This window comes from Hymenobacter jejuensis (genome assembly GCF_006337165.1).
GTDB classification, from domain to species: Bacteria; Bacteroidota; Bacteroidia; order Cytophagales; family Hymenobacteraceae; genus Hymenobacter; species Hymenobacter jejuensis.
The window spans coordinates 2,157,105-2,181,482 of record NZ_CP040896.1 but is presented as its reverse complement, the minus strand read 5'-3'; the positions used below and the strand labels follow the sequence as shown (position 1 = coordinate 2,181,482).

The 24,378-nt window shown below is 56.1% G+C and carries 17 protein-coding genes; 2 read left to right on the top strand and 15 right to left on the bottom strand.

What is annotated here, in order from left to right:
- Window positions 1–92: 92 nt before the first annotated feature.
- The 7 genes from FHG12_RS08905 to FHG12_RS08875 all read right to left on the bottom strand — a co-directional run bounded on the left by FHG12_RS08905 (window position 93) and on the right by FHG12_RS08875 (window position 6,928).
- A complete protein-coding gene (locus FHG12_RS08905; RefSeq protein ID WP_165699351.1) occupies window positions 93–1,631 on the bottom strand; it encodes a carboxypeptidase regulatory-like domain-containing protein in 1,539 nt (512 codons plus the stop codon).
- Window positions 1,632–1,704: 73 nt separating this feature from the next.
- Entirely contained in the window at window positions 1,705–2,091 is a 387-nt protein-coding gene (gene csgH / locus FHG12_RS08900) for a curli-like amyloid fiber formation chaperone CsgH (RefSeq protein WP_139515399.1), read from the bottom strand.
- Between the two features lie 94 nt (window positions 2,092–2,185).
- Window positions 2,186–2,719 carry a curlin repeat-containing protein gene (locus FHG12_RS08895; protein WP_139515398.1) on the bottom strand — a complete coding sequence of 178 codons (534 nt, stop codon included), beginning with the start codon at window positions 2,717–2,719 and terminating at the stop codon, window positions 2,186–2,188.
- Between the two features lie 202 nt (window positions 2,720–2,921).
- Window positions 2,922–4,196 carry a hypothetical protein gene (locus FHG12_RS08890; RefSeq protein WP_139515397.1) on the bottom strand — a complete coding sequence of 425 codons (1,275 nt, stop codon included), beginning with the start codon at window positions 4,194–4,196 and terminating at the stop codon, window positions 2,922–2,924.
- 267 nt (window positions 4,197–4,463) lie between these two features.
- The gene (locus tag FHG12_RS08885) at window positions 4,464–5,867 is read right to left on the bottom strand and encodes a CsgG/HfaB family protein (protein ID WP_139515396.1); all 1,404 of its coding nucleotides are present in this window, start codon (window positions 5,865–5,867) and stop codon (window positions 4,464–4,466) included.
- Between the two features lie 26 nt (window positions 5,868–5,893).
- The gene (locus FHG12_RS08880; RefSeq protein WP_139515395.1) at window positions 5,894–6,331 is read right to left on the bottom strand and encodes a curli production assembly/transport component CsgF; all 438 of its coding nucleotides are present in this window, start codon (window positions 6,329–6,331) and stop codon (window positions 5,894–5,896) included.
- A gap of 45 nt (window positions 6,332–6,376) precedes the next feature.
- Window positions 6,377–6,928: a CsgE family curli-type amyloid fiber assembly protein gene (locus tag FHG12_RS08875; RefSeq protein WP_165699350.1), complete on the bottom strand. Its 552-nt coding sequence runs from the start codon at window positions 6,926–6,928 to the stop codon at window positions 6,377–6,379.
- A 664-nt stretch (window positions 6,929–7,592) separates the two neighbouring features.
- Here FHG12_RS08875 and FHG12_RS08870 point away from each other — a divergent pair.
- Complete coding sequence (locus tag FHG12_RS08870; RefSeq protein ID WP_139515393.1) at window positions 7,593–8,678, top strand: LacI family DNA-binding transcriptional regulator; 1,086 nt, start codon at window positions 7,593–7,595, stop codon at window positions 8,676–8,678.
- Window positions 8,679–8,727: 49 nt separating this feature from the next.
- Here the strand turns inward: FHG12_RS08870 and FHG12_RS08865 are convergent, their stop codons facing one another.
- Window positions 8,728–9,498 (bottom strand): PPK2 family polyphosphate kinase, encoded by a 771-nt coding sequence (locus tag FHG12_RS08865; protein WP_139515392.1) that lies wholly within the window; start codon window positions 9,496–9,498, stop codon window positions 8,728–8,730.
- Between the two features lie 250 nt (window positions 9,499–9,748).
- Between FHG12_RS08865 and FHG12_RS08860 the strand changes: the two genes are divergently transcribed.
- Window positions 9,749–11,155, top strand: a complete 1,407-nt coding sequence (locus FHG12_RS08860) for a chloride channel protein (RefSeq protein ID WP_139515391.1) — start codon at window positions 9,749–9,751, stop codon at window positions 11,153–11,155.
- A gap of 76 nt (window positions 11,156–11,231) precedes the next feature.
- Here the strand turns inward: FHG12_RS08860 and FHG12_RS08855 are convergent, their stop codons facing one another.
- From FHG12_RS08855 to FHG12_RS08825, 7 genes are all read right to left on the bottom strand, one after another.
- Window positions 11,232–12,602 carry a DUF389 domain-containing protein gene (locus FHG12_RS08855; RefSeq protein WP_139515390.1) on the bottom strand — a complete coding sequence of 457 codons (1,371 nt, stop codon included), beginning with the start codon at window positions 12,600–12,602 and terminating at the stop codon, window positions 11,232–11,234.
- Window positions 12,603–12,618: 16 nt separating this feature from the next.
- Complete coding sequence (locus tag FHG12_RS08850; RefSeq protein WP_139515389.1) at window positions 12,619–12,933, bottom strand: hypothetical protein; 315 nt, start codon at window positions 12,931–12,933, stop codon at window positions 12,619–12,621.
- A 241-nt stretch (window positions 12,934–13,174) separates the two neighbouring features.
- Window positions 13,175–15,481, bottom strand: coding sequence for a beta-glucosidase BglX (gene bglX, locus FHG12_RS08845; RefSeq protein ID WP_139515388.1), 2,307 nt, complete (start codon window positions 15,479–15,481; stop codon window positions 13,175–13,177).
- A 101-nt stretch (window positions 15,482–15,582) separates the two neighbouring features.
- Window positions 15,583–17,277 (bottom strand): family 43 glycosylhydrolase, encoded by a 1,695-nt coding sequence (locus FHG12_RS08840; RefSeq protein WP_230471336.1) that lies wholly within the window; start codon window positions 17,275–17,277, stop codon window positions 15,583–15,585.
- Between the two features lie 228 nt (window positions 17,278–17,505).
- Entirely contained in the window at window positions 17,506–18,867 is a 1,362-nt protein-coding gene (locus FHG12_RS08835; RefSeq protein WP_139515386.1) for a glucoamylase family protein, read from the bottom strand.
- 225 nt (window positions 18,868–19,092) lie between these two features.
- Window positions 19,093–20,652, bottom strand: a complete 1,560-nt coding sequence (locus tag FHG12_RS08830) for a RagB/SusD family nutrient uptake outer membrane protein (RefSeq protein WP_139515385.1) — start codon at window positions 20,650–20,652, stop codon at window positions 19,093–19,095.
- A gap of 9 nt (window positions 20,653–20,661) precedes the next feature.
- The gene (locus tag FHG12_RS08825) at window positions 20,662–23,973 is read right to left on the bottom strand and encodes a SusC/RagA family TonB-linked outer membrane protein (protein ID WP_165699349.1); all 3,312 of its coding nucleotides are present in this window, start codon (window positions 23,971–23,973) and stop codon (window positions 20,662–20,664) included.
- Window positions 23,974–24,378 lie beyond the last annotated feature (405 nt).

The window sequence follows — 24,378 nt, the reverse complement described above, 5'->3', positions numbered from 1 at the left end:
TTGGGTTATTTCTGCGGGCTAGCAGTGCTGCAACCCAGCAGAAGGACGGAAATAATCCCTATCAACTACTTAAAAATCAAATACTTATAAACCTACCGCCAATCAGGGAGTGTGGCGTTCTGGAACAGGCGCGTGCGGTTGCGGCCGTCCAGGTCCATGGTCCAGACTTCGGGCGCGCTGAGGTTGTCGTTAATTGAGTTGACGAAAATAACTTTGCTGCCATCCGGCGAAAAGCGAGCAAATAAGTCATTGGTGCCGGCCGGTTTGCCCGAGGTCGTAGACGCATTGCTGGTGCTGGCAGCGGATAAGTCGGTCAGGCCGGAGCCGTCGAGGTTTTGGAGGAAGACATGCGCGTTGAGCTGGCGGCCGGTGGCGTTATCAAAGCCGGCCACGTCGCGGGTGTACAGGAGCTGGCGACCATCAATGCTGAAGGTAGGCGAATCGAGGCGGCCGGGCGCATTGCCCTGCACCAAGGTGCGGTTGGAGCCGTCGGCGTTCATCAGGTACAGCTCCGAATCATAGATGTTGGTGCCCACCGTCTGAACCACGATGCGGTTGCCTTGGGCCGTCCAGTCGCACTCGCGGAAGTGACGCCCTTCCGGCGCGGTGGCCAGTAGGGTTAGGCCTGTGCCGTCGCGGTTGATGCGGTAGAGCTCGTTGTAATGCGCGTAAATAAGCTGCGAGCCATCGGGCGACCAGTGGTAGCCCAAGCCAGCATTGTTGTAGCCATCCACGGACAGCACCGAAACCCGGCGCGCATCCGACCCGTCGCGGTTCATGGTGTAGAGCTGAAACTGGCCTGTCACGTTGGAAGTATACGCAATGCGGTCGCGATTGGGGCTCAGTTGCGGGGCCGTTTCGATGAAGGCCGAGGAGGTAAGGCGCTGCAACGCCCCACCCGCATTATCGGAAGAATAGATGTCGGTGTTGCCGTTGACTTCCCGCACATACAGGAAGCGATTGTCAGGTAAAGCGCTGGTCTGGAAGCTCCAGATGTCGCCGCGTACTACTTCGCCGGCTTTGTCGCGCACCGTTACTTGCCAGTAGTAGGTAGTGTTATACTTCAGATCGGTCACGGCGACGGTCGTATCGCGCGAGTTGGACAGCACCAAGCGCCGATCAGTCGAGTTGCTTTCGTAGAGAATCACGTCATTGCGCAACGAGTCGCTTTTCCCATCGGGGTCCGAAACGCGCCATTTCAACTGTAGATTAGCGGCTACCTGCCCGGTGCTTTTGTCGGCCGGCGTAGGGCTAAAAGGGTTATTAGGACGACGGTTGGAGCCAGAAGCTTTGTCCAGCACAATAGTCACCGAAGTAGGCGTGCCTTCTTCCACCGTTACGTTGGCGTTTTCGGCGGTGTAGTCGGTTTTGCGGGCCGTTACAGTGTATTTGCCGGTGGCGAGGTTAGGCAGCGAGAATTTGCCTTGCGCATCGGTGGTGAACGAAGAAGTAGCCGGGCTGGTCGTAATGACCACGCTGGCCAAGGGTGCGTTGGTGCGGCTGTCGAGCACTACGCCTTCCAGGGCGCCGTAACGGGAGGGTTCAATTGTATTGTCTTCGCAGGAGGTTATAGCGAGGCATACCAGCACCAGCACGCACAGGCGGGCAAGGGTGCGAAATAAAATAAACATACTACGGTGGGGAGGGAACAGGGACGGGGTAGGAAGGAAAACAAACCGCTGGGGCGGCATGCGGAAAGTGTATTTAAGGCCGGGAAGCTACAGGGTGATGCACCAAAGAATCTTCAGCCACTACCGTCCCTTGAGCGTCGAGCAGCCGCAGCTTTACTTTGTAAAAATCGGTGGGGGCCACGTTGATTGTGGTTTGGGAGAGCACAGCGCTTTGCTGAGAAGCCACCGCCACCGCCCCCGACTGCGTATTATGCGACGTGCCAGATTGCCCGCGCTTATCGGTGAGCAGCTCGTAGCGCAGAGTTACGGTTTGCGCCGATTGGTTCTGGCAGTGCCCTACGATGGTTAGGTTGTCGCCGGTTAGGTGAGTTTCCAGTTGGGCCTTGCAACTGGCGGGGCCTTCTGCCTTCTGCGCAAAAGCGGCCAAGAAAGGAATTATTGAGAACAATAGATGTTTCATAAGTATCTTATTATCAATTACATACAACTAACTTGAAATAAGGCTCCGGGCAGCAGTTTCCTACCCGAAGCCTTAAGTATCTCACAAAAACGGGTTACGGCTGACGATAAATATTGCCTTGTTGAATATTCATCTTGATGCCGTTGCCTTCCATTTTGACGCCGTAGCCGGTTGGGAAGCTCGTGTTGGTGCCCGTTTCCACCTGCTTCAGCTGGTTGTTGTTGCCGAGCTGCTGAACCGAGTAATTGCGCTGATCCACAGCCAGTTGCTGTTCTACAGAGTTATTATAACCATTCTGAACGATCTCCGAAGTAGTGCCGCGGCCCGTAACGTTGCTCACGGCGACATTGCCAGCCCCAATCTGCGTGATGGTGGTGCGCAAGTTGTTACCCGTCTGCGAGATAGAACCCGTATTTCCGGTGCCTTGCTGCAGCAGCAGGGCTTGGTTGAGCGGGTTGGTGGGCACTGTAACGCTGGGCGTCAGGAGCGGGGCCGTATTCCCTATCTTTTCGACGAGTTGCTGGCCGGCGCTGATGCCCTCCCGCTCTGGGGAGGCTTGGGCATGTGCTTGATGCAGACCCACCGCTAATCCGGCTATCGTAAGTAACCCATACAATCGTGTTTTCATATCGGCAGAATAAAGCCTGATGAGTGTAATACTGCTAGTACCCGTATCGGATTATTACTATTTACGTCTAAAAATAAGGCATTTTTTACGCAAATATGTGCCATCACAGGTATTTTATTCTCCCTAACGGCAATAGCACCCCACAAATCCGGCGATGTGTGAGGTGCTATCTATTTTAAGCCGTTAGCGGCTAAACGCTCTACTAGTGGCCTGAAGGGAACACAAAGCCAGCCGGCGCGTTTTGGCGTACGGTAGTTGTGTTGCCAACACCCGATTGCAGCACCGTGCTGGAGTTGCCGGTTAGGAATTGTGCGGTCTCAGCTAGGTTGAGCGAACCAGTTTGCGCTTGGCTGGCCATGTTGTAATTGGAAGCGCTGCTGCCCGTGCTCTGCTGCACGATGTAAGCCGAGTTGCCGCCGCCCAGACCACCTTGGGTCTGCGTAGCTTGGCCATAGCCCGAGCCTGCTTCTTGGTTGATGATGGCCTTAGAACCAACACTAATCCCAGACTGGGTCTGCGTAGCAGTGTTGTTGTTGCTGCGCTGGTTGATGGTAGCGGACGAGAAGAACGACTCCTGGGTTTGCGTGGCTTTGTTGCCCGATACGCCGGCTGCCTGGGTGATCGTCACAGAGCTATTGCTACCGTTCTGCGTTTGCGTAGCCGTATTGTTGTGAGCACCAGCTTCTTGCGTAATCAAAGCAGTATTACCACCAAGTCCGCCTTGCGTTTGCGTAGCCGTGTTGCTGTAAGAGTTGGCCAGTTGCTTGATGGTAGCAGTATTGCTGATGCTTCCATTCTGCGTCTGGGTGGCAGTATTGTCATGGGCAAGACCATCCTGCGTAATGCTGGCTTTGTTGAGCAGGCCTTGGTTTTGGGTTTGCGTGGCCGTGTTGCGCGCGCCGTTCTGCAAAATGCGGGCTTCGTTGCCTAGGCTAGAGCCGAATACGCTGCCGCCGCCCCCAACTTGGGTTTGGGTGGCCTTGTTGCCCTGATCCCAGCTTTGCTCTACGTCGGCCACGTTGCGCTCGCCGCCGGTTTGGGTTTGGGTGGACGTGTTGCTACCGCTCAGCTGGCGCGAGGAGGCGCTGTTGCGCTCACCGCCCGTCTGGTACTGGTAAGCCTTGTTGTAGTTGTTGGTAGTAGCGTCGTTGGCCGAGATATTGTCGCCCTGCCGGATGGAAGCGGTGTTTCGGTTGCCGCTTTGCATCTGCACCGAAGTCTGGCTGCCGTTTTGCTGCTCTACCGATACCGACCCATTGGTGCCCGACTGAGTCTGGTCAACTTGGTTGTAGTCACCGGTAGCACTGCCGGGGGCGGCGAAGCCGTTTTGCCGGGCCGTAGCCGTGTTGCCGCTGCCTACCTGGCTGACGGTCACGCGGTTGTTATTACCATAAGACGACGAGCTTTGGGTGTTGCTCTGTGCATAAGAGGCGCCGGTCACAAATAATGCAGCGGCGAAGAATGTAACTTTTTTCATGGAACGTGTGGTGGGATAATAAAGGGGTTTTGAAGAAGGCACTAACCTTCAGATGCACCTGCATCTTGTGGCACTTAACTAATAAATAGTTATTCCCTCCGGAGGAATGATGCAAATATATATGTGAATATTTAAATACAAAGCCGTTAATGTATAAAATTGTTAAATTTTTTATAAAATAAATTATATAGATGTTAATCCTATAACAATCAGCTACTTACCCTATTTTTAACTTCCGCGAAACAGGTGCTTTTTCACAGGCCGGCCTTATTTAAGCGGCTTTTTGACCGCTGGGCGCCCTAAGTAAAAGGTAAGGCTGGCGCGGCCACTCCAGTAAAAATCATTGTACTTGCCCCGCTTCACGCGATCCAGCTTGTCGGATAGATAATAGTGATTATCAATGCCCAGTCCGAAAGCCAGCCGGTCGGTAGCCAGCACTTCAAGGCCGGCCCCGGCTACGACATGCGGCAGTACTCGGGAACTCGTGCTGGCTTGGGTACGTGCCGTAGCGCCAGCGCCGGCCAGCAAGTATGGCGTAACCCGATCGCGCGGGTACAAACGGTATTGCCCGGTCAGTTCGGCGTAGTTAAAGGTTTCGCGGTAAAAGTCACCGGCTCCCAACTGAAACCGGCCTAGAGTCACGCTGGCCGACCAAGGGCTGCCGGGCGCACCCAGGTAGTGCAGGGAAAGCTCGGCTCCGGCCCGAAACCGGGGCGCGCTCAGATCACCGGTGTACCGGACGGTGGCGCCGCTGATGCCCACCCCGAAGCGGCCCCGTCGGTCGTGCTGCGTGCGGCCCAGCGCATCAATCTGCTGGTTTTCGTTCTTTTCCTTAAAATATTGATTCAGAGCATTTTGTGTGGCATCGCCGGGCGTGCGCGGCGCCCATAGCTTTTCCTGAATCCCCTCGAACACAAGTGCCTGCACCGATTTCTCAATGGCATCTTTCACAGCCATTTCGGTGGGCTCGTTGTAGGTAAAGCCGGTTTCGGCTTCCAGCAGGCGCTGAAACTTTACAAACCGAAACAAGCTCGCGTCAACTTGCTGCGACAGAATGGTTTTGGTCGTGTAAACCGTCTTGAGGATCTCGCCGGTACTGGTGCTGATGGCCCTCAGATACACCGTCACTCGGTCTTGGCGATACTGGCCCGAAGCTCCGGCACCAAAATAACGCAGGCCCGCCCCGCCGGTCATGATGTTGGCGTCGTATGAGATAATACCCCCTTCTAGAATGACGCCCGCAAACAGCAGCGAAGGCAGAGCGGGTTCCGGCTTGCCAGTCATCTGCGAATATTCGGCGCGGCTGGAACGAATGATTTTACGCTCGTTGAGCAGGTTACCTAGGTTTTCACGCTCGATGGGGTTAAACCAACGCGAGTCTTCTAAGGCGCGCAGCAAAATGCTGGTCGCACCCTGCGTGACGGCAGTCGAAAAGCTGGCACCGTTTTCGGTCGGCTTGTACTGGCCCGTCTGGTCGCGGAATTTGTATACAGCCACTACGATTCGCTCGCTGGGCTCGGGCAATTGCCGCAGCACCGCGCTAGATTCGATCTCGGCTCCAATCCGGGCCCGGCTTTCGGTGAGGCGCTGGTGCAGATAAGGAGCGCAGCCACCGACGCTCAGCAAAAGCAATAACGGCAGCAATAAGTAACGGTGGGTGGGGCGGAGCATGATGCGCAAACGAGGCAGTATAAAAGTTATATAGCTGGTATTGTGATAGTTGTCTGGTTGCCTGTGCTAGTGTCCGTTATCCGGATCGAAAAGCCGCCGCCATTGGGCGTGACGCCGATCTGATAGCTGCCCACGTTGTAATTGCCAGCCTTGAGGGGCTCGTTGCCTGCGCCAAACTGATTACCGACCAGCTTTTGCGCCAATTGTCCCAGCAGTTGCTGGTTCAGGTTGTCCTGAAACTGCTTCAGTGGGTCCTGCTGAAAGCCCGCGGTGGCGCTGGCCGCCGCCGGGTCTTTTGTGGAGTTCTGGGCTTGGGCCGAGCTTTGCAGCCATTGGTAGTTGAACGTATCACCGCCAAAAGCCGGATTTTTGGCTTTGTACGTGAAGTCCTGAGCGGCGGCGCTATGCGCGCTTATCGCTAACACACTCATTACCAACGCCCCATGAAGTAGATTTGCTTTCATTAATAATAGAAACAGGAAGGTTGAGAGAAGAAAGGCGGCCGTCAGTTAAAAAACTTCAGTGCCGGGATTATCGGCAGTCTGCTCGAGCTGCTGGCTGATGTTGCGTGAGTTGACCAAAAAATCCACGGCGACACTCATGCTGTAGAGGGCGGCCGCTTCGATGTCTTCATAGCGCGGTGGCAAGGGCAATTCCAGCAGTTCGCTCTCGTTTACTTCGACCGAAACCAAGGTGTTATTGCCGCGGCCGGGCTTTTCGCGCACCACCACCGTAAAGTCGCCTAAGTCGCTAGGCGGGTCCCACTGGCCAAAAAACACATCGTAAAAATCGTGGCCTATCTTACTGACAGTCTGATCAATAACTAATCCCTCAATTTCGGTCGGCCGAAAACGGCGCTGGGCATTTTGGGCCGAATCTTTGGAGGCGACAGACAGCAGCAGCCGCAACGCTTCTTCCAGCTTTTTCGGCGGAAGCGGCGCCGCTTCCTTCTCTTTCACTGGGGCTTGGTCGGCGAGCTTTGACTTGACGCCTTCTTTGATGGGTGCCCGCTTTTCGCTTTGGGCAAGCGCGGCTGTGGAGAGCAATAGGAGCAGAATCAAGCAGCCACACCCATGCGTGCACAGCCTCAGAAGCAAGCCTTCTTTTGCAACCCGTGGAGGTTGGGCTGTAGTACAGCTACAGCTGTTTTTGTATTTCGACATACTACGAGTCAATAACTTATAAATAAGACACAATTAGTTTAAATAGCACTTGAGATTTTAAGTAGCCGAAACAATAGCTATGATCTTGGCATAAATGTAGATATCCACAAGAATAATACAAATATCAAAGAAAAATATATTCTAAACCCAAGTGCAGGATAGCAATACCACTCAGATTACAAAAGACGCGGTGTGAAACCACAGTATAATTATTTTAACATTCACTGAATTTTACATCTTTCCCCATCCATACCAAACCTTCGGGCGGTAAGCGTTAAGCAGTAAGCCAAGGCTACTATGGCCCTGGTTTTTCGATGTTGTTTGCGCAACTGTAGTAAGAAAGAATAAGTAGCTTCCTTAACCAATGGATTTAAGGGGAGCTTGCAACAAAAAGGTCAATAATTCCGATATTGCCATATCGATTGGGGGTCTTTTGTTGTAAATACCCCAGTTTTTTAAAATAACCATACGCATATACACAGCTTGCACGTAGGCTTTTCTTCTTTACAGGTAGCGTGTTCGTTGCATTGCTTTTACCTCTTTTACCTTACCGACTTCCCGTATGGCTAATCCACAGAAGCGTGTATCCATAGTTGACATTGCCCGGCAGTTGGGCTTATCCGTGTCTACGGTTTCGCGGGCATTGGCTGGCCACAAAGACATCAGCGAAGCCACCAAAGTGCGCGTCCGGCAATTGGCGCAGGAACTCAATTATTTGCCTAATCACATGGCGGCGGCGCTGCGCAAAGGCCATAGCAAGACCTTGGGCGTAATCGTACCGCACATCAAAGGCTATTTCTTCCCGGCCGTGATGAACGGCATTGAGAAAGTAGCCAGCCAAGCGGGTTTCAACGTGGTGTTGTGCCAGTCTAACGAAGACCTGCAACGCGAACAGCGCAACATCGAAACACTGCTGGCCGCGCAGGTCGAAGGCATTTTGGTGTCGCTTTCGGCCACCACCGAGGACCAGCTTCAACACTTCGAGCAGGCACGTCACTCCGGTACGCCCCTTGTGTTCTTCGACCGCGTACCCGATTGGCCCAACAGCACAGCCGTCATCCTGGATGACTTTCAGGGGGCGTACCGCGCCGTTACACATTTGATCGAGCAAGGCTGCACGCGCATTGCCCATCTAGCTGGCCCTCAACACCTTAACACTAGCCGTAACCGATATCGAGGCTACGCCGAGGCGTTGCAGGCGCACGGAATGCCTGTGGAAGAAGAACTTGTGTATTCACTGCCGGCCCTGAACAACGAATCGGGACGGGCAGGCATGGAGCAGCTGCTGCGCCTGCCCACGCGGCCCGACGGCGTGTTTGCGGCCTATGCCATCCCGACCATTGGGGCTTTGGAAGTACTGGAAGAAAAGTCGCTCCGGGTGCCGCAGGATGTGGCAATAGCGTGCTTCAGCAACGACCCCTTCACCAACATGACCCGCCCCCGCCTCACCGCCGTCGATCAGCGAGCCGAGCAGATGGGCGAAACGGCCGTGCGCTTGTTGCTCCAGTTGCTCAAGCGCGGCCCGGAGTACACCCCGCCGCATATTATTCTGAAGCCCGAACTGCTGATCCGCGAATCGTCGTTGCACTTGCCGCGGCAGGCGCAGCCAGTGCAGCCAGCGCCGGAGGGCATCGGCACGATAGAGTAGCAAATGAGCATCGAATCAAAACAGAAAGACCTAAATAATTGATCATCAATTATTTAGGTCTTTCTGTTTTAGCTTTGGGATACTGCGGATTCATTTCCAGCAGGGCATGGCGTAGCGTGCTGGCCACCACGTAGGCTTTGTACCAGTTTTGGTCGGAAGGAACCAGAATCCAAGGGCAAGTGGGCGGGTTGCAGTGCGCAAACACATCTTCATACATGGCGCGGTACTGTGGCCATTGCGAAGCTTTGCCCTGGTCACTGGCATCGTATTTCCACTGCTTGGACGGATCGTTGATGCGTTCGTCGAGACGCTCGCGTTGCTCCTTTTCCGAAACGTGCAGGTAGAACTTCAGAATGGTCGTGCCGGCTTGCTGCAACAGGGTTTCGAAAGCGTTGATGGCCTCAAAACGACGCTGGGCTTCCTCGTCATCGATGATATTATCAACCCGGGTCACGAGCACGTCTTCGTAATGCGAGCGGTTGAACACCTGAATCATGCCGTGGCCGGGCGTTTTGCGGTGAATGCGCCACAGAAAATCGTGGGACAGCTCTTCGTCCGTGGGTTCTTTGAAGGCATCTACGCGCACACCCTGCGGGTTGATGCCGCTGAACACGCGCCGAATCAGACCGTCTTTGCCGCTGGCATCCATGCCTTGCAGCACCACGAGCACACTACGGCGGTTTTCGGCGTATAGCCGCTCCTGCAACTCCACTAAGTCTTGGCGAATGCGCCGGAGCTCCCGCTCAACTTCTTCTTTGTGAACATTATGCGGGGCACGGGACGAAACCTTGAGCAGGTTGTAGGCAGCGGGAGTTTTCATATGGCGGAGCGGTTTTCTGGTGAGGTACGCGCAATAGGCGAGCTCCGTTTTGGGTTTTAGCAATAGCATCCCAGTTCACAATCATAGCACAGCTCAAATCCTTAGTTTGGTCTGAAGAAAACATTTTATATTCTATATAAGTAATTAGCAATCAGTATTTTACAATTAAGAAGAAAATTATACTTATTCTTTAGATATCGAAATAATCCGTTGTGGAGTATTAAGGGGCGACACCCCCTTTTTTCGCCTCATGCCTACTTCTCTGACCCGCTACGCACGCGTGCTGGCTTGGTTGGATCAACACCTGCTGCGCCGGCTCTACACCGACCGCGTGCGCCGGTTGATTCTGCAAAGCTTTCCCTTTTGGTTTGCCTCCGTTGTAACAGGGATAGTGGCCGTCGGCTATGAGAAGCTATTCGTGTGGGCTGAGCAAACGAGCTTCGCTTGGCTACGCCACGAACCTTTATTGGCTTTTATTTTGACGCCAGTCGCCTTTCTCGTGTCGTGGGCGGTAGTGCAACGGTGGGCTCCGGGGGCCCGTGGCAGTGGCATTCCGCAGGTTATGGCAGGCATAGAACTGTCAACGCCGGCCCACCACACCCGCATAGGGTACCTGCTAAGCTTGCGCGTGGCCTTCGTTAAAATACTGAGCAGCGTGGCGCTGCTGCTGGGCGGCGGCGTTATCGGACGTGAAGGCCCCACCATTCAGATAGCCGCCGCGATTTTCCGGGCCATCAACCGACTACAACCCGCAGGCTGGCCCCAACTTTCCCGGCAGATTGCGCTCGTAACAGGCGGTGCCGCGGGGCTGGCGGCGGCATTCAACACGCCGTTAGGAGGCATTGTGTTTGTAGTAGAAGAACTCACCCAGATGCACATGGCCCGCTTCCGCATGGCCGTATTTTCGGCAGTGATCGTGGCTGGCCTCACGGCACAAGCCCTGCAGGGCCCTTATCTGTACTTGGGTTTTCCAAAAGTCACAGCGCATGCCGGTTGGTTTTTGATTACGGTAACCTTGGTAGCCGTGCTCTGCGGGCTGGCGGGCGCACTGTTTGCCAAAACCCTGCTATGGCTCGGCAATTACCGCCGCCGCTTCGCAACCACTGCTCAGCAGGTAGGGTGGGTAGTAGGCTGCGGCCTGTTGCTAGCAGTGCTGGCGTACTTGGTAGGCGCAGAAGGGGTAGGTACGGGCAAGCCCATCATCAACCGGCTCTTGTTTGAAAACGACAGCCACACCCCCTGGTATCTGTTTCTGGTGCGCTTTACCGGCATGGCCCTAAGTTATTGCGGGGGCGGAGCGGGCGGCATCTTTGCCACCTCTCTGAGTGCCGGGGCGGTGCTAGGCGACTTATTGAGTCGGGTAGGTGGAGTGCCGCTAGAAGACCGCAACCTGCTGATCTTGGTGAGCATGGTGAGTTTTTTGACGGGAGTGGTGCGCTCTCCGTTTACGGCGGCCATTTTGGTATTGGAAATGACAGACCGCCACTCGGCCATTTTTCAGTTGTTGCTCAGCGGCATGATGGCGCAGGCCGTAGCCTCTCTAGTCGATCCACACTCCCTGTATGAACACTTAAAAACCGGTTTTCTGCGCGAAACATTGGCGCAACCGGCGCCGTCCCCGGCCCTGCGCCCCTCTGCCCAGCCAGCAGAGAAGTAAATCGCGACCGCATCAAGAAGCATTGCCGCCTAGCCAGTACAACAGCACGGATGCCTTACAAATGCTTCACCACAAGCTACTTAGCAACACCGGTTTTTATCAATACCTCCACTGTGTACTTGCCACCCGCACGCAAAGTCAGCCACTGGCGCAGGCGCTGTTGCTCGGCAGTCGGCAGCGGGCGCTTTACCCCTACGGCTACCACGACAGTCGTATCGGCATGGAGCGAATCGGTGGCGGGCTGCACAAGGCGGCTCAGGCCAAGCTGGCGTACGGCAGGATGCTCGACCTGCACTTCGCGTAGCAACGCCGGAGCCGCAGGAAGCCCCGTTACCGCAGAGGCATCGGTTTGGGTGAGCACTTGCTGCAGCTGCGCCAAACGGGCTTCGTAGCCGGCCAAGGTTTGTTCGTTACGGCTGCGCAGATCTTCGAGCAAGCTATTGCGCATGGTCTGCGCATCGGCCGAATCAAGCTTCGCCAAGCCTTGGCGCACGGTGAGCTGGGCACTCGGGAGGCGGTAGCGGCGCAACGCCAGCCGGGCCGTTTGCAGTTGGTCCGATGAAAGGCGCTTGCCAGCCAACAGTACGTTGATGGAGCGCGTATCCGCCGCAATGCGACGCGTGACCACGTACGTACCTGGCAGGTTAAGCTGTTCGTCCACGAATCGCTGCGCGTTGTGCGAAAAAACCGTTCGTTGCACAATTCCCGAGGCCAAGTACACACTCGGCACCCCTGTAAGCAATGCCGCGGCCCATATGCCGAACTGCACCCGCCGGGCCCGCTGGCGGCTGACGAAGGCATGACGTGGCAAAGGCAGTAGCCGGGTTACCAGAAAGGTAGCCAAGCTGATAAACACACAATTGATGGAGAAAAGATACAGCGCGCCCAGCAAAAACGCCCAGTGTGCCGTAGCCAGCCCATAGCCCGCCGTGCACAGCGGCGGCATGAGAGCCGTAGCAATGGCCACCCCCGGCACGACGTTGCCCCGCTCGCGGCGGGTGAGCCCCACTGCTCCTGCCGCCCCGCCAAATAGGGCAATGAGGACGTCCCAAGTGGTAGGTGTGGTGCGGGCTAGTAGCTCGGAGCCAGCGTCGGTGAGGGGCGTGAGGCGAAAGTACAGCGCCGATACCAACAGACTCAGGCCAGCCGCAATAAACAGGTTCTTAAGTCCGCGCTGAATTAAACCGAGCTCCAGGGTAGCCGCCCCAAAGCCAATGCCCACAATCGGGCCCATAAGCGGCGAGATGAGCATGGCGCCAATAATGACCGCCGTAGAATTGACGTTGAGCCCAACCGACGCAACTAGGATAGCAAAGATTAGTACCCAGAGGTTGGTACCCCGGAAACGCATGCCCTCGTCCACATCCGCAACAATGTCGGCCGGCTCGGCCATGTCGTGGGCCAGGTCGAAGCGCTGACGCAGCCAAGGCAAGAGCGTGAAGTTCATGCGCGGCTTTTCATAATTAGGCGGTCTGGAGCCAGCGAACGGCTTGATCAGGATTCTCGAAGAGGGCAACGGAAAGGCGACGACGCAAATCGTGCACCACCGGATCCGTGTGCAGCCGATGGGCCGGCTCGAGTGCCGGCAACACAGCGTAGTGAGTATAGCAGGTGCGCGACACCGTTTCGGGCACCCATTGGGTCAGCAGCCATTCTTGGTCTGCCGAGTCCAGGGCAGCTAGCATGGCCCGATGGTCCGCCAGCAGGCAGCATAGATGCTGGTGCTCCATCAGGTTGCGAGTGTGAATGTAAAGGGCACGGAGTTCGGAACTGTTCAAGGGTTGCCCAGACCAGCGCAAGCATACGTAAGCATCAGGCACATAAGCAATTGTCCCTAAAGCGTTAGAAAAATAATGACGGGGAATGGAAGTAAAAGTCAATGGAATGAATGATAGTGAAAGGCAAGTATACCTCTGAAATAAGCCATCAGGGCCGGAAGACGTAGCCGCCTCCCGACCCTGATTGCCTGTCCGCGCCACAGCCTGCGTGTAATGCCAGCCGTGATGCAGTTGATGTTCTTTATTGCTCCAGCTTAAAGCTAGCCTCCTGCACATCGCGGGAGTTGCCACCTACAAATACCTGAAAATCACCAGGTTCGGCGACAAACTTCAGATCGTTGTTGTAAAACTTCAGGTCTTCGGCCGTTAGGCGAAAGGTGAGGGTTTTGCTCTCGCCCTTTTTCAGGAAAACCTTCTGAAAGCCTTTCAGCTCTTTCACGGGGCGGCTGCTGGAGCCTACCATGTCGCGGATGTAGAGCTGGGCCACTTCCTCGCCGTCGTAGTTGCCGGTGTTCTTCAGGTTGACTTTGACTTCCAGGGCTTCCGAAGGCTTTATCGTGGCTTTGCTAAGCTCCGGCTTGGAGTAAGTGAACGTAGTGTAGCTCAGGCCATAGCCAAAGGGATACAAGGGATCGTTCGTAACGTCCAGATAACGAGACTTATACTTATCCAGCGCCACGCCGGCAAAGGGGCGGCCCGTGTTTTTGTGGTTGTAGTACAACGGAATCTGCCCGACCGTCTGCGGGAAGGTAGCCGTGATTTTGCCCGAGGGGTTGTAGCTGCCAAACAGCACGTCGGCAATGGCGTTGCCGGCCTGGGTACCTGCAAACCACGTTTCGAGGATGGCGTCGGCATTCTTATCTTCCCATGGCAACGTGAGCGGGCGGCCGCTCATCAGCACGATTACCAGCGGCTTACCGGTTTTCTTTAGCGCTTTCAGTAGCTCCAGCTGCTGGCCCGGCAAGCCAATGTCGGCGCGGCTGGCGGCTTCGCCGGTCATGCCTTGCGACTCGCCTACCACGGCCACGACCACATCGGCTCCCTGCGCCACTTGCACGGCCTCCTGAATCATGGCTTCGGGGGCGCGCTTGTCGATGTTGAGCTCGCCGCCGTGGGCATTCAGGCGGTCGATCATCTGCTGGTCGTCGGCGATGTTGGCGCCTTGGGCATACACGACTTTTACGGCGTTGCCGGCTACGTTTTTGATGCCTTGCTCCACCGAAACCGCCTGCTTCCAGTCGCCGGCGCCGCTCCAGTTGCCAATCATGTCGCGCTGCCGGTTGGCCAAGGGGCCAATCAAGGCAATGGTGCCCGACTTCTTCAGCGGCAAGGCGTTCTTGTCGTTTTTGAGCAGCACCATGCACTTGCGCGCAATGTCGCGCGATGCCTCAACGAACTCTTTGCTCATCAGGGTTTTAGCGGCGCGCTTGTCGTTGGCGTAGCGGTACGGATCCTGAAACAGGCCGAGCTTGTACTTGGCTTCCAGAATGCGCTGACAGGCCACGTCAATCTGCTCCTGCTTGACGGTACCTTCCTTCAGGTTTTGGGCCAGATTCTTCAGAAACACCTCTCCCACCATATCTTGGTCTACGCCCGCATTCAGGGCCAGCGCCGATACCTGCTTTTCGTCGCCCATGCCGTGCGCCATCATCTCATTGATGGCCGTGTAGTCGGTGGCCACGAAGCCTTTGAAGCCCCACTCATCGCGTAACAAGGTGTTTAGCAGCCATTTATTGCCCGTAGCCGGAATGCCGTTGACGTCGTTAAACGAACTCATCACCGAGCCTACGCCCGCGTCGATGGCGGCTTTGTAGGGCGGCAGGTACTCGTTGTACATGCGCTGCAAGCTCATGTCGGTGGTGTTGTAGTCGCGGCCGGCTTCGGCGGCACCGTAGAGGGCAAAGTGCTTGAGGCAGGCCATCACGGTGTTGTTCTTGCTCAAGTCGTCGCCTTGGTAGCCGTGCACCATGGCGCGCGCGATCAGGGAGCCCAGGTACGGGTCTTCGCCGCCGCCCTCGGCAATGCGGCCCCAACGCGGGTCGCGGGCAATATCCACCATGGGCGAATACACCCAGTTCAGGCCGTCGGCTGAGGCTTCCTCGGCTGCAATGCGGGCGCTGCGCTCGATGGCTTGCAGGTCCCAGCTAGCCGAAAGCCCCAAGGGAATCGGGAAAATGGTGCGGTGCCCGTGGATGACGTCGTAGCCAAAGATCAGCGGAATGTGCAGGCGCGACTCCTTCACGGCCATTTGCTGGAGCTTGCGCGCCGCCACGGGCGTGTAGGTGTTGAGCACAGCCCCGACCAAGCCCTTGCGAATGTTTGCGTCTACATCCTTGCTGACGACGGGTCCGGTGACGTCGAACCCAACGGACACGAGGTTGAGTTGACCGATCTTTTCTTCCAGCGTCATCTTCTTCATCAGATCAGCAACGAACTGATTCATTTTCTGATCGCTGGCCGTGGCGCTTGCACCTGGTTTCTGCGCCTGCACTTGCGGGCTCACCAGCCCCAGCGACAGCAGCAGGGCAGTACGGAAAATTCGTTTCATGGGGTAAAGTGGGAATTATAAAAAGTAGGGCTAGGGGCACTTGTAAGGCCGTGCAGAGCACGGCGTAGGTTACCGACAGAACGGGGTTCCGTTGGGACCGGTCATTTCGATTCCATCACGGGCGTACGTTGCGACACCCCATTTTCGTTGACGGCTTCCATGGAAAAATAATAGGGCAAGTCTTTGTCCATGCCTTTGAAATAGTAGTCGTTCTGACCGTGTACCATAATGCAAGTATAAAGCTTGTCTGGCGCGATACCGGTGTAGATGTTGTAAGCATAAGCTTTGTCGGAGGGCGTCCATTTTAGCCAGGCGCTGCGTTTGTCTTTTTCGGTGCGCAACACTACCAGGCCTTTTACCATATCGGGCTTAGTACCAGCACCTTGCCCAAATACGCGCAACCCGCTGATCGCAAACTTGCCGGTGGGCATGTGCAGGTTTTCCAATTTTAAATAGCGCGTCCGGACGGGCTCGGGCAGCTCGATGTAGTCGTGTGGCACGTCGGTTTTGTTCTGGCTTTTGTCAACCAGCACCGTCCACTTTTTGCCATCCTGCGAGTAGTAGAGCTTGTATTGGTGATACGTACCTTGCTGTTTGCCAAGGAATTCGGCATCCTGATCGGCATAATTGATTTGGATGGCGTGCACCGTGCTGACGCTGCCGAGGTCGGTTTGGAGGTACTCACCTTTGTTGCCGGTGGCCGCGCTCCAGTACGTTTTGATGCTCTCGTCGACGGCGTAATTGGGCAGGTAGCCGCCGAGCGTCGACGAGACCTGCACCGGCTTGTTGTAGTTGAGCAGCATCCAGCCGGTAAAGCGGCTCTTCAAGTGGTCTTGGGGGCCAGTGGGCAAATAATGCGGATAGTCGCCGAAGGTCGTGTTGCTGTAGAGCGTGCCGTCTTTATCAAAGCCGGCGGGCCAGAGGCCGAGGCGGCGCTCGAAGTTGTTCTTCACCGCAATCACCATCGTGGACAGGTGCCACCAATTGCCCCACACATCCTGAAACGTATTGCCGTGGCCTGCCCCGCGGGCAAAACCACCCGGCTTGTACGCAAAGGGGTTGTGAGGCTGCGGCCGGAACGGCCCCAGCGGTTTGTCGCTGACTTGCACGCCGTCGGCATAGCCGCTGAATTCGGTGCCGGGCGCGCCGTATTGGAGGTAATACTTGCCGTTGTACTTGGTCATCCAAGCCCCTTCCATAAACGGGTCGAGAAAGGTATTGTCGAGGTATTCGCCGAAGCGTTGCCAGCCAAACTGCGCGTCGTTGAGCTTAAACATTTCGCGGCGCTCGCCGATGGGCGCGAAGGTTTTGCGGCTAATCTGCTGACCGTAAAGCGGATACACATTGGAGCTTCCCCAGTAGAGGTAGAGCTTGCCGTCGGTATCGAGGAAAAAGTCCGGGTCCCAGGCACCAATCTGAAACGGGTCGACGGCTTTCTTCCACTCGTTGGCCTTCGGGTTGGTGCTCATCCAAATCGGGAAGTTCTTCTCCTGCGTCGAACCGTAGACCAGCAGCGTATCGCCAAGCACAAACACCGCGGGCGCGCACAAGTCGTCGTATACTTTGTGCTGCGGCTCCAAAAACGACTTCGACACGAACTTCCAGTTGTACAGATCGTGGCTCCACCAGTAGCCCCATTGATTGGTTGAGAACAGGTAGTAATCGCCTTTGTATAAGGTAATTACCGGGTCGGCAGTGGCGCGGTGCCTGCCGGCTTCGGCGAAGTTGGGGATGGGCGTGTAGCCGTAGTCCAGGTTGAGCGGGTTGCAATACGTCAACTGCTTCTTATTCAACATACCCTGTGCAAATAATTGATAATCAATTATTTGCAAACAGATGATAAGCAGCAGAAAACAACAAAGTCGTTTCATAGACAAGCGTTACCACATCGCCTGTCATCTTGAGCTTGCGAAGGACCTTATCACGCTAAAACAAAGCGGGTTTGCAAACGGGATAAGGTCCTTCGCAAGCTCAGGATGACAGATTTGTAAGTGAGAGGTGAAGTTTAGCAGCCATATGTGAACCTACTTACTGATCTGTGGGCTTTCAAAACCCAGGGTTTTCAGGCCGCGCTGCACATCCGGCGAGCTCATAAACAGCTTCCACAGCAGGCCTGTCCGGTAGTTCTCGATCATGCCCACAATCGGGCCCTGGTCGATGGCCAGATGCGACTTGGCGTACCAGTTGTGTTGCTCGCTAAAGCCGTCCACGAAGCCGTATTCACTCCAGATCTTGTCGCCCAAGTCGTTGTAGAAGTGCTTGAGGGCCAGCATCGACTGCTCCGGTGCGTAGGGCATGGCCGAAAGCGCTGCCGTGGGCGAAATCACGCCTAAGTCCTCTTTAGGATTGTGGGCGGCGTAGCCCTGGTAGCTGTCGGAGGCGGTCAGGCCCCAGCTGTTTTTGCCGTAGCCCTTGTATTTCTTGGGGTTCTCGACGCAGTAGGTGTAGTTGATGAGCGTGTGGTTCTGGTTCTGCTGCCAGTAGTCGGCATACTGGTCTTTCAGGCCGTGCGGGTTCAGGCCCAAAAACGAGTAGTGCGTAAAAAACAGCGGCCCGCCAAAGTCCGGTCCGAGCGGCAGCTTAATGTTGTAGTACTCTTTGCCGTTGCGAAACTCGTTGCCGGTGGCCCAGCCCTGGTCATACACTTTCTTATCGATGGCGTATTTGGGCGACGAGGCCGCCAGCACGTAGGTAATGAGGCACTCGTTCCAACCGTGAATCTGGTGGTTCATGCTCCAGCCGTTGTTGGGGCTCCAGTGCCAATACAGCACGTTCTGCCCGCCTTGCGTGTGCCAGTTCCACTCGACGTTTTCCCACATCCACAGAATGTGGTTGCGCAAGTCTTTTTCGAGGGTGCTTTCGCCCGTAAAGTACTGACGGGCACAGATCAGCCCTTCAAACAGAAAGGACGTTTCCACGATGTCGGCGCCGTCGTCTTTCTGCCCAAAGCGGATTACTTTGCCCGTGGCGCCATTATACCAGTGCGGAAACACCCCGTGAAACGAATCGGCTTTTTCTAAGAACCTGACAATCTTATAGATACGCTGCGCGGCCTGTTCACGGGTGATCCATTTGCGGTCAGCCGCCACTATAATGGCCATGATGCCGAAGCCCGTACCACCTGTGGTAACTACTTCATTACCATAATCATAGGCAACGTTGCTGCGCTCGCGGGCCATACCGCTGACCGGGTGGCCAAAGTCCCAGAAATACCGAAACGTCTGGCGCTGCACGAGGTCCAGCAACTGCTCGTCGGTGAGGTTACGGGGCCGTTTGGTGGCATCAAACTTAGCGGCGACAGGCGCTTTTGAAGAAGCGGGCTTTTGCTGGCTATGCCCAAACCCCGGCAGCAGCAGACACAAGAGGACTAAGATTTTTGCTTTCATACACGGGTGCAGGCGACTGCATGAGCAGGACTAAAAACTAAGGCTAGAGCTAGCAATTCCCCTGCTTTTTTCAAGGAGGGGTGCCCGAAGGGCGGGGTGGTAAAGTCTTTGAACGAAGACTAGTTCTAGCTTTCTAACTTCAGCTAACCACCCCGGCCTCTAGCCACCCCTCCTTGAAAAAAGGAGGGGAACTTTCTAATCTAGTTTTGGCTATTTGCTATCTTCTTAATAACCAGGGTTTTGCGTCAGCTGACCGCCGCTGAGGTCAATTTGCGCTTGCGGGATGGGGAAGAGTTCGTTCTTACCCTTTGTGAACGTTTTGCCCTGGGCCGCGAAAATCGGGACGATGCGACCGGGCTGTACGCTTTCCTGGCGCACCAAGTCAAAGAAGCGATCGTGCTCCAGAGCCAATTCTACGCGGCGCTCCTGCCAGATTTGCTGGAGCGTAGGGGCCGCAATGGGCGCCAAGCCGGCGCGGGCACGCACCAGATTCAGGTTGGTAGCGGCCGTGCTGGCGTTGCCGATTTGCAGCGCGGCCTCGGCGTTGATGAGCAGCACCTCGGCGTAGCGCAACACCCGGATGTTCTTGGGTAGGTAGTCATTATTGCCGCAGTTAGGCTCTTTGGTGCGGCTGTGGTAGGCTTTGTAGCTGTACCGCGAGCCTTGCACGGAATCTTGGCTTGGCACGCGGAAGCCGTCCCAAAGCACCGTGCCCGTCGAGCGCTGCCCGGCCGGGGCCGTTGGGTTGATGAAAATGATGGAGCCAGCTTTGCGCAGGTCGTTGGGCTCGTAGGCATTCACCAGGGCTGTAGTCGGCGTGTTGAAGCCAAACCCTAAGTCGGCCCAACCACCTTTGCCGCCCGAGCGCGGTCCTTGGCAGACCACGTATAGCTCCACAGCCGAGTTGTTGCAGGAAGCATTGACGCCCGTTTGGACTTCAAACACCGACTCGGAACTGTTGGCCCCCGGCGTCCGCCAGATGTCGGCGTAGTTTGGGTACAAAGCATATGCCCCCGACTTACCCGTAATGATTTCGTTGGTCAGCTCGTAGGCTTTCTGGTAGTTCTTCTGATAGAGGTATACCTTGGCCAGCATTCCCTGCGCAGCCGCTTTCGTAACCCGGCCGGTTTGAGTGGCCCCTTTCAGCGGCAGGTTGTCAACAGCAAATTGTAAGTCACTGACAATGAACTGATAGATATCAGCAGCGGTAGCGCGTTTCTGAAACTCGGGGCTATTGATTTCCGAGGTAGCCGGTACCCGGTCGAGCTTCGGAACGCCGCCGAACAAGCGCACCAAATTGAAGTAGAAGTAACCCCGCAAGAAGCGCACTTCCCCGAGCAGTCGGTTTTTGGTTGCCTCCGGGGCCGGGCTCAGCGGGATTTTGTCGAGGGCCTGGTTGGCACGCGATATGGCTTGGAAGTAGCCGTTCCAGCTATTGTTGATGGTGCCGTTGGTCGAGGTCAGCGTGAAGTTGTCCACGCCAATGGCGTCGGCATAGTCGGTGGGCGTACTGCCTTTGTCGGCGTCGTCGGAAGCAATGTCCGTCAGGATAATATACTGAAGGCCATGCACATCGGGGCCAAACCCACCCAGGTACATGACGTTGTACACGCCATCAACGAGCTTTTGGGCGGCCGTGGGGTCGGTGCGAATGGCGTCTTCGCTGAGCTGGCCCTGCGGCGCGACTTCCAGAAAATCTTTGCAACCGCTGGTCAGGGCCAGGGTCAGGGCAAGAGCGGCCGTGCCGGTGCGGCGCAGTAAGGTAGAGGGGATGATAGGAGACATCGGCGTAGCTTATTTAAAGTTGACGTTCAGCCCCAGCGTGAGGGTGCGGCTAATGGGATAAGTGCTGGCTTCGATGCCCGAATCCAGCGGGCCACCCGACAGCTCGGGCGTAAAGCCGCTGTACTTCGTAATCGTAAACACGTTCTGGGCCGCCGCAAACACGCGCACGGAAGCCAGATGCAAGCGCTCCAGCGACGTACCCGGAACTGTGTAGCCGAGCACCACGTTGGTCAGCCGCAGGAAATCGCCTTTCTCCAGGAAGTACGTCGAGTTGGGCATGCTGCTCATCAGGGCGCGCGGCTGGGAGTTTGAGGGGTTGCTAGGCGTCCAGCGGTCGCTGGCGAAGCTGGCTTCTACGTTGTCCGTGTTGGTGGTGCGAAGCTGCTTTTTGGCGTTGTACACCTTGTTCTTCAGGTTGCCCGAAAACACAAAGGAGAAGTCCACGTTCCGCACGTTCAGCCCGCCGTTGATGCCGTAGTAGATCGGCGGCTGGTACGAGCCAAAGTACGAGCGGTCCTTCAGGTCGATGGTGCCGTCGCCGTTGGTGTCGGCGTACTTCAGATCCCCGATTTGGGGCGTGCCGAAAGTAGATTTGGGGGAGCTGGCAATTTCGTCGGCCGTCTGGTACACCCCAATGGCCTTGAGCAGGTAGAAGCTACCGGCCGCGACGCCGTTGTCGGAACGCGTCACGAGGTTGGTGCCCCCAAACAACGCCTGGCCACCGTTGAGGTTGGCGATGCGGTTTTTGTTGAAGGTAGCGTTCACCCCGAAGTTGTAGCTGAAGTCGTTGCCGTCGCCGATGTTGGCGCGCCAGTTCAGGCCCGCTTCTACGCCTTTGTTGGTGATATCAGCAGCGTTTGTAATCAGCTGATTATCAGGGTCTCCCAAAATACCCGGAATATTGATTGGGATCAGGGCGTCGGTGGTGCGCTTGCTGTAGTAGGTTACCTCACCGGTCAGGCGGTTGTCCATCAGACCAAACTCCACAGCGGCGTCGTACTCGGTGGTGGTTTCCCAACGTACGCTGTTGTCTTTGAGCTGGGTAATGGTGGCGCCCAGCGTAGGCGTGCCATTAAAGACGTACGGAATGTTGGAATTGGCCGTCAGAATGTAGGAGTTGGCCGGAATCTGGTCGTTGCCGAGCTGGCCGTAGCTGGCGCGCAGCTTCAGGAAGTTGACCATGCTGTTGTCCTTCAGGAAGTCCTCATCCGACACTACCCAGCCCAGGCCCAGCGAAGGGAAGAAGCCGTTGCGGCGATTGCTGGCAAACTTCGAGGTGGCGTCGTGGCGCAGGTTGGTCGTGAACAGGTAGCGGTCCTTGAAGGCGTAGTTGATACGACCCAGAAACGAAATGCGCCGGTCTTTGGAAGGCAAATACGGATCGGGGTTGGTCGCATCGACGAAGTTGTTTACCGACGTGTTCGGGTCGCCCGTGTTCAGGTACCACTGGTTGGGGTCGGCGGGCACGCTCTTGCGGGAAGCCGAAAACGGCGTCGTTTGCCCTTCTTCCGTCACCGTACCAAACAGCACCGTCAGGTTATGCTGGTCGTTGAAGGTCTTCTGGAAGGTAGCCGTGTTTTCCCAGAGGTAGCGGTACGAATCGGTCTTGGTGATGGCCAGGTTACTGAGCGGGTTGCGCTGGTTGCCGCCGGCGGTCAGGAACGTCGCTTCATCGTTGATATACTGATAATCGTAAACGCGGCGGTTGCTCGCGATCAGGTCCACGTTAATGGCCGAGCGCAGCGTGAGCCAAGTTACCGGCTTTACGTCGATGCCGACGTTGCCCTGTAAACGATTCTCCAGCAGCTTGTTATTGTTTTTTTCGATATCCAGAATCGGGTTGCCCACGTTGCCGAAAGCCGAGGTGTTGCCATAGCGTCCGTCCACCTTCGAGGGGATGATGGGCGCCGCGCGGTAAGCATTGCCGTAGGCCGACCCGATGTTTACCTCGCGGGCGTCGGCGTGGCTAAAGGATGCCTGCGAGTTGATGGTAACCTTGTCGGACAGCGTAAAGGCCGTGTTGGAACGCACCGTCAGCCGCGAGAACTTATTGTTGATGACAATGCCATCGTCTTGGAGCAAATTGCCTGAGAAATAATACTTTACGTTCTCACTCGCTCCCGACACTGCCAGGTTGTGGTTCTGATACGTGCTGCGGCGCAGGATCTCTTTGTACCAGTTGGTCGTGCCCTTATACGTTGGGAGCACGGTCGAAGGCGAGGTGTCTTTGATGTAGCTGGCATACTGGTCAGCGCTGGCCATGTCTACGAGGTGGGCCGCCTGCTTGAAGCCGCCGGTTCCGCTGTAGCTCAGCACCGGCTTGCCCAGCTTGCCTTGCTTCGTGGTGATAATGATTACGCCGTTGGCGCCGCGCACCCCGTAAATGGCTGCTGCTGAGGCATCTTTGAGTACGTCAATGGAGGCAATGTCGGCGTTGCTCAGGTTGCGGATGTCGGTAGTTTGCACCCCATCTACCACGTACAGCGGGTTAGCGCCGGCCAGCAGCGTACCCGTACCCCGAATCCGCACCACGGGCTGCGAGTTGGGCGAGCCGTTGTTGGTGATCTGCACGCCAGCGATTTTGCCTTGCAGGGCTTGGGTGGGCGTCTGCACGGGCTGATTCACGATTTCGGAGCCCTCTACGCGGGCCACGGCGCCGGTCAGGTCGCGCTTGGCCTGCGTACCGTAGCCAACAACCACCACTTCGTTAAGGGTCTTAGTATCAGGAGCTAGCGCGACATCTATGGTAGTGCGACCGCCCACGGGTACCTCCTGGGTAGTATACCCAATGAAGGAAAATACCAGGGTGGCGCCTTCGGGCACCGTGAGTGTGTATTTGCCATCAGGGTCGGTTTGAGCGCCGTTGGAAGTGCCTTTCACCACCACGTTTACGCCGGGCAGGCCCGCGCCTTTTTCATCAACCACGCGGCCGGTCACCGTTGCGTCGGCAGTTGCATCGGCTGGCTTAAGGATGATGCCGTCGTTGAACAGCTCGTAGTTGATTTGCAGCGGCGTGAGCATGTCGCGCAGCACCACGGCCAGCGGTTGGGCCACGGCATTCACCGAAACCCGGCGGCTGGCGCTAATTAGCTGGGGGCTGTATTGAAAATGGATATTGGCTTGGCTCTCAATTCTTTCGAGAACGGCTTTCACTTTCTCTTCCTTGGCTTGCAGCGTAATGTGCAGCTCCAGCACGCGCTGATTGGGATGGGAAGGATGTGCGGCGGCCACGCCCGTAAAGAGGGCAAGGCACAGCACCTGCAACAACGCTAGTCGTCTGAGGCACAGCAAGAAACGTGGGTGTTGTAGAAACGAGGTCATACGGATTAGGGGATTTTTAGTGAGCATTCACTACAGCGGTAAGATTCCGTTTGCGTGCCAACTGCACCGGAAAAGAGGCATTATGCCGAGCGACAGGCAGGAATTGGGGTTGGGCCGGAAACGTTTGCAGGTTCATCTATTCATAGGCAAAAGGAATGTAGGACAGGTGCGCAGGCTGACAAGCAAAATCCTTATTGCGCCTGTCAGCCTGTGCACCTGCACAAGTATGTGATTATCAGTTCCGCTACTAGCAGCCGCCAGCACTTTGCAGAGCACGTCTGGCTTTTTGTACAACACGGCATTGTTGAATACGGGATTTACGGTGCAGTTGGCCAACGCAGCTTCATCGTACACATTAGCCCCTCCATAAGCGCGTTTAAGCGCCTGTAGCACCTTTGCCCAAGT

Coding starts and splice junctions, on each gene's coding strand:
- FHG12_RS08905 (WP_165699351.1), bottom strand. CDS start 1,631: ATGTTTATTTTATTTCGCACCCTTGCCCGCCTGTGCGTGCTGGTGCTG.
- csgH (WP_139515399.1), bottom strand. CDS start 2,091: ATGAAACATCTATTGTTCTCAATAATTCCTTTCTTGGCCGCTTTTGCG.
- FHG12_RS08895 (WP_139515398.1), bottom strand. CDS start 2,719: ATGAAAACACGATTGTATGGGTTACTTACGATAGCCGGATTAGCGGTG.
- FHG12_RS08890 (WP_139515397.1), bottom strand. CDS start 4,196: ATGAAAAAAGTTACATTCTTCGCCGCTGCATTATTTGTGACCGGCGCC.
- FHG12_RS08885 (WP_139515396.1), bottom strand. CDS start 5,867: ATGCTCCGCCCCACCCACCGTTACTTATTGCTGCCGTTATTGCTTTTG.
- FHG12_RS08880 (WP_139515395.1), bottom strand. CDS start 6,331: ATGAAAGCAAATCTACTTCATGGGGCGTTGGTAATGAGTGTGTTAGCG.
- FHG12_RS08870 (WP_139515393.1), top strand. CDS start 7,593: ATGGCTAATCCACAGAAGCGTGTATCCATAGTTGACATTGCCCGGCAG.
- FHG12_RS08865 (WP_139515392.1), bottom strand. CDS start 9,498: ATGAAAACTCCCGCTGCCTACAACCTGCTCAAGGTTTCGTCCCGTGCC.
- FHG12_RS08860 (WP_139515391.1), top strand. CDS start 9,749: ATGCCTACTTCTCTGACCCGCTACGCACGCGTGCTGGCTTGGTTGGAT.
- FHG12_RS08855 (WP_139515390.1), bottom strand. CDS start 12,602: ATGAACTTCACGCTCTTGCCTTGGCTGCGTCAGCGCTTCGACCTGGCC.
- bglX (WP_139515388.1), bottom strand. CDS start 15,481: ATGAAACGAATTTTCCGTACTGCCCTGCTGCTGTCGCTGGGGCTGGTG.
- FHG12_RS08840 (WP_230471336.1), bottom strand. CDS start 17,277: ATGTTGAATAAGAAGCAGTTGACGTATTGCAACCCGCTCAACCTGGAC.
- FHG12_RS08835 (WP_139515386.1), bottom strand. CDS start 18,867: ATGAAAGCAAAAATCTTAGTCCTCTTGTGTCTGCTGCTGCCGGGGTTT.
- FHG12_RS08830 (WP_139515385.1), bottom strand. CDS start 20,652: ATGTCTCCTATCATCCCCTCTACCTTACTGCGCCGCACCGGCACGGCC.
- FHG12_RS08825 (WP_165699349.1), bottom strand. CDS start 23,973: ATGACCTCGTTTCTACAACACCCACGTTTCTTGCTGTGCCTCAGACGA.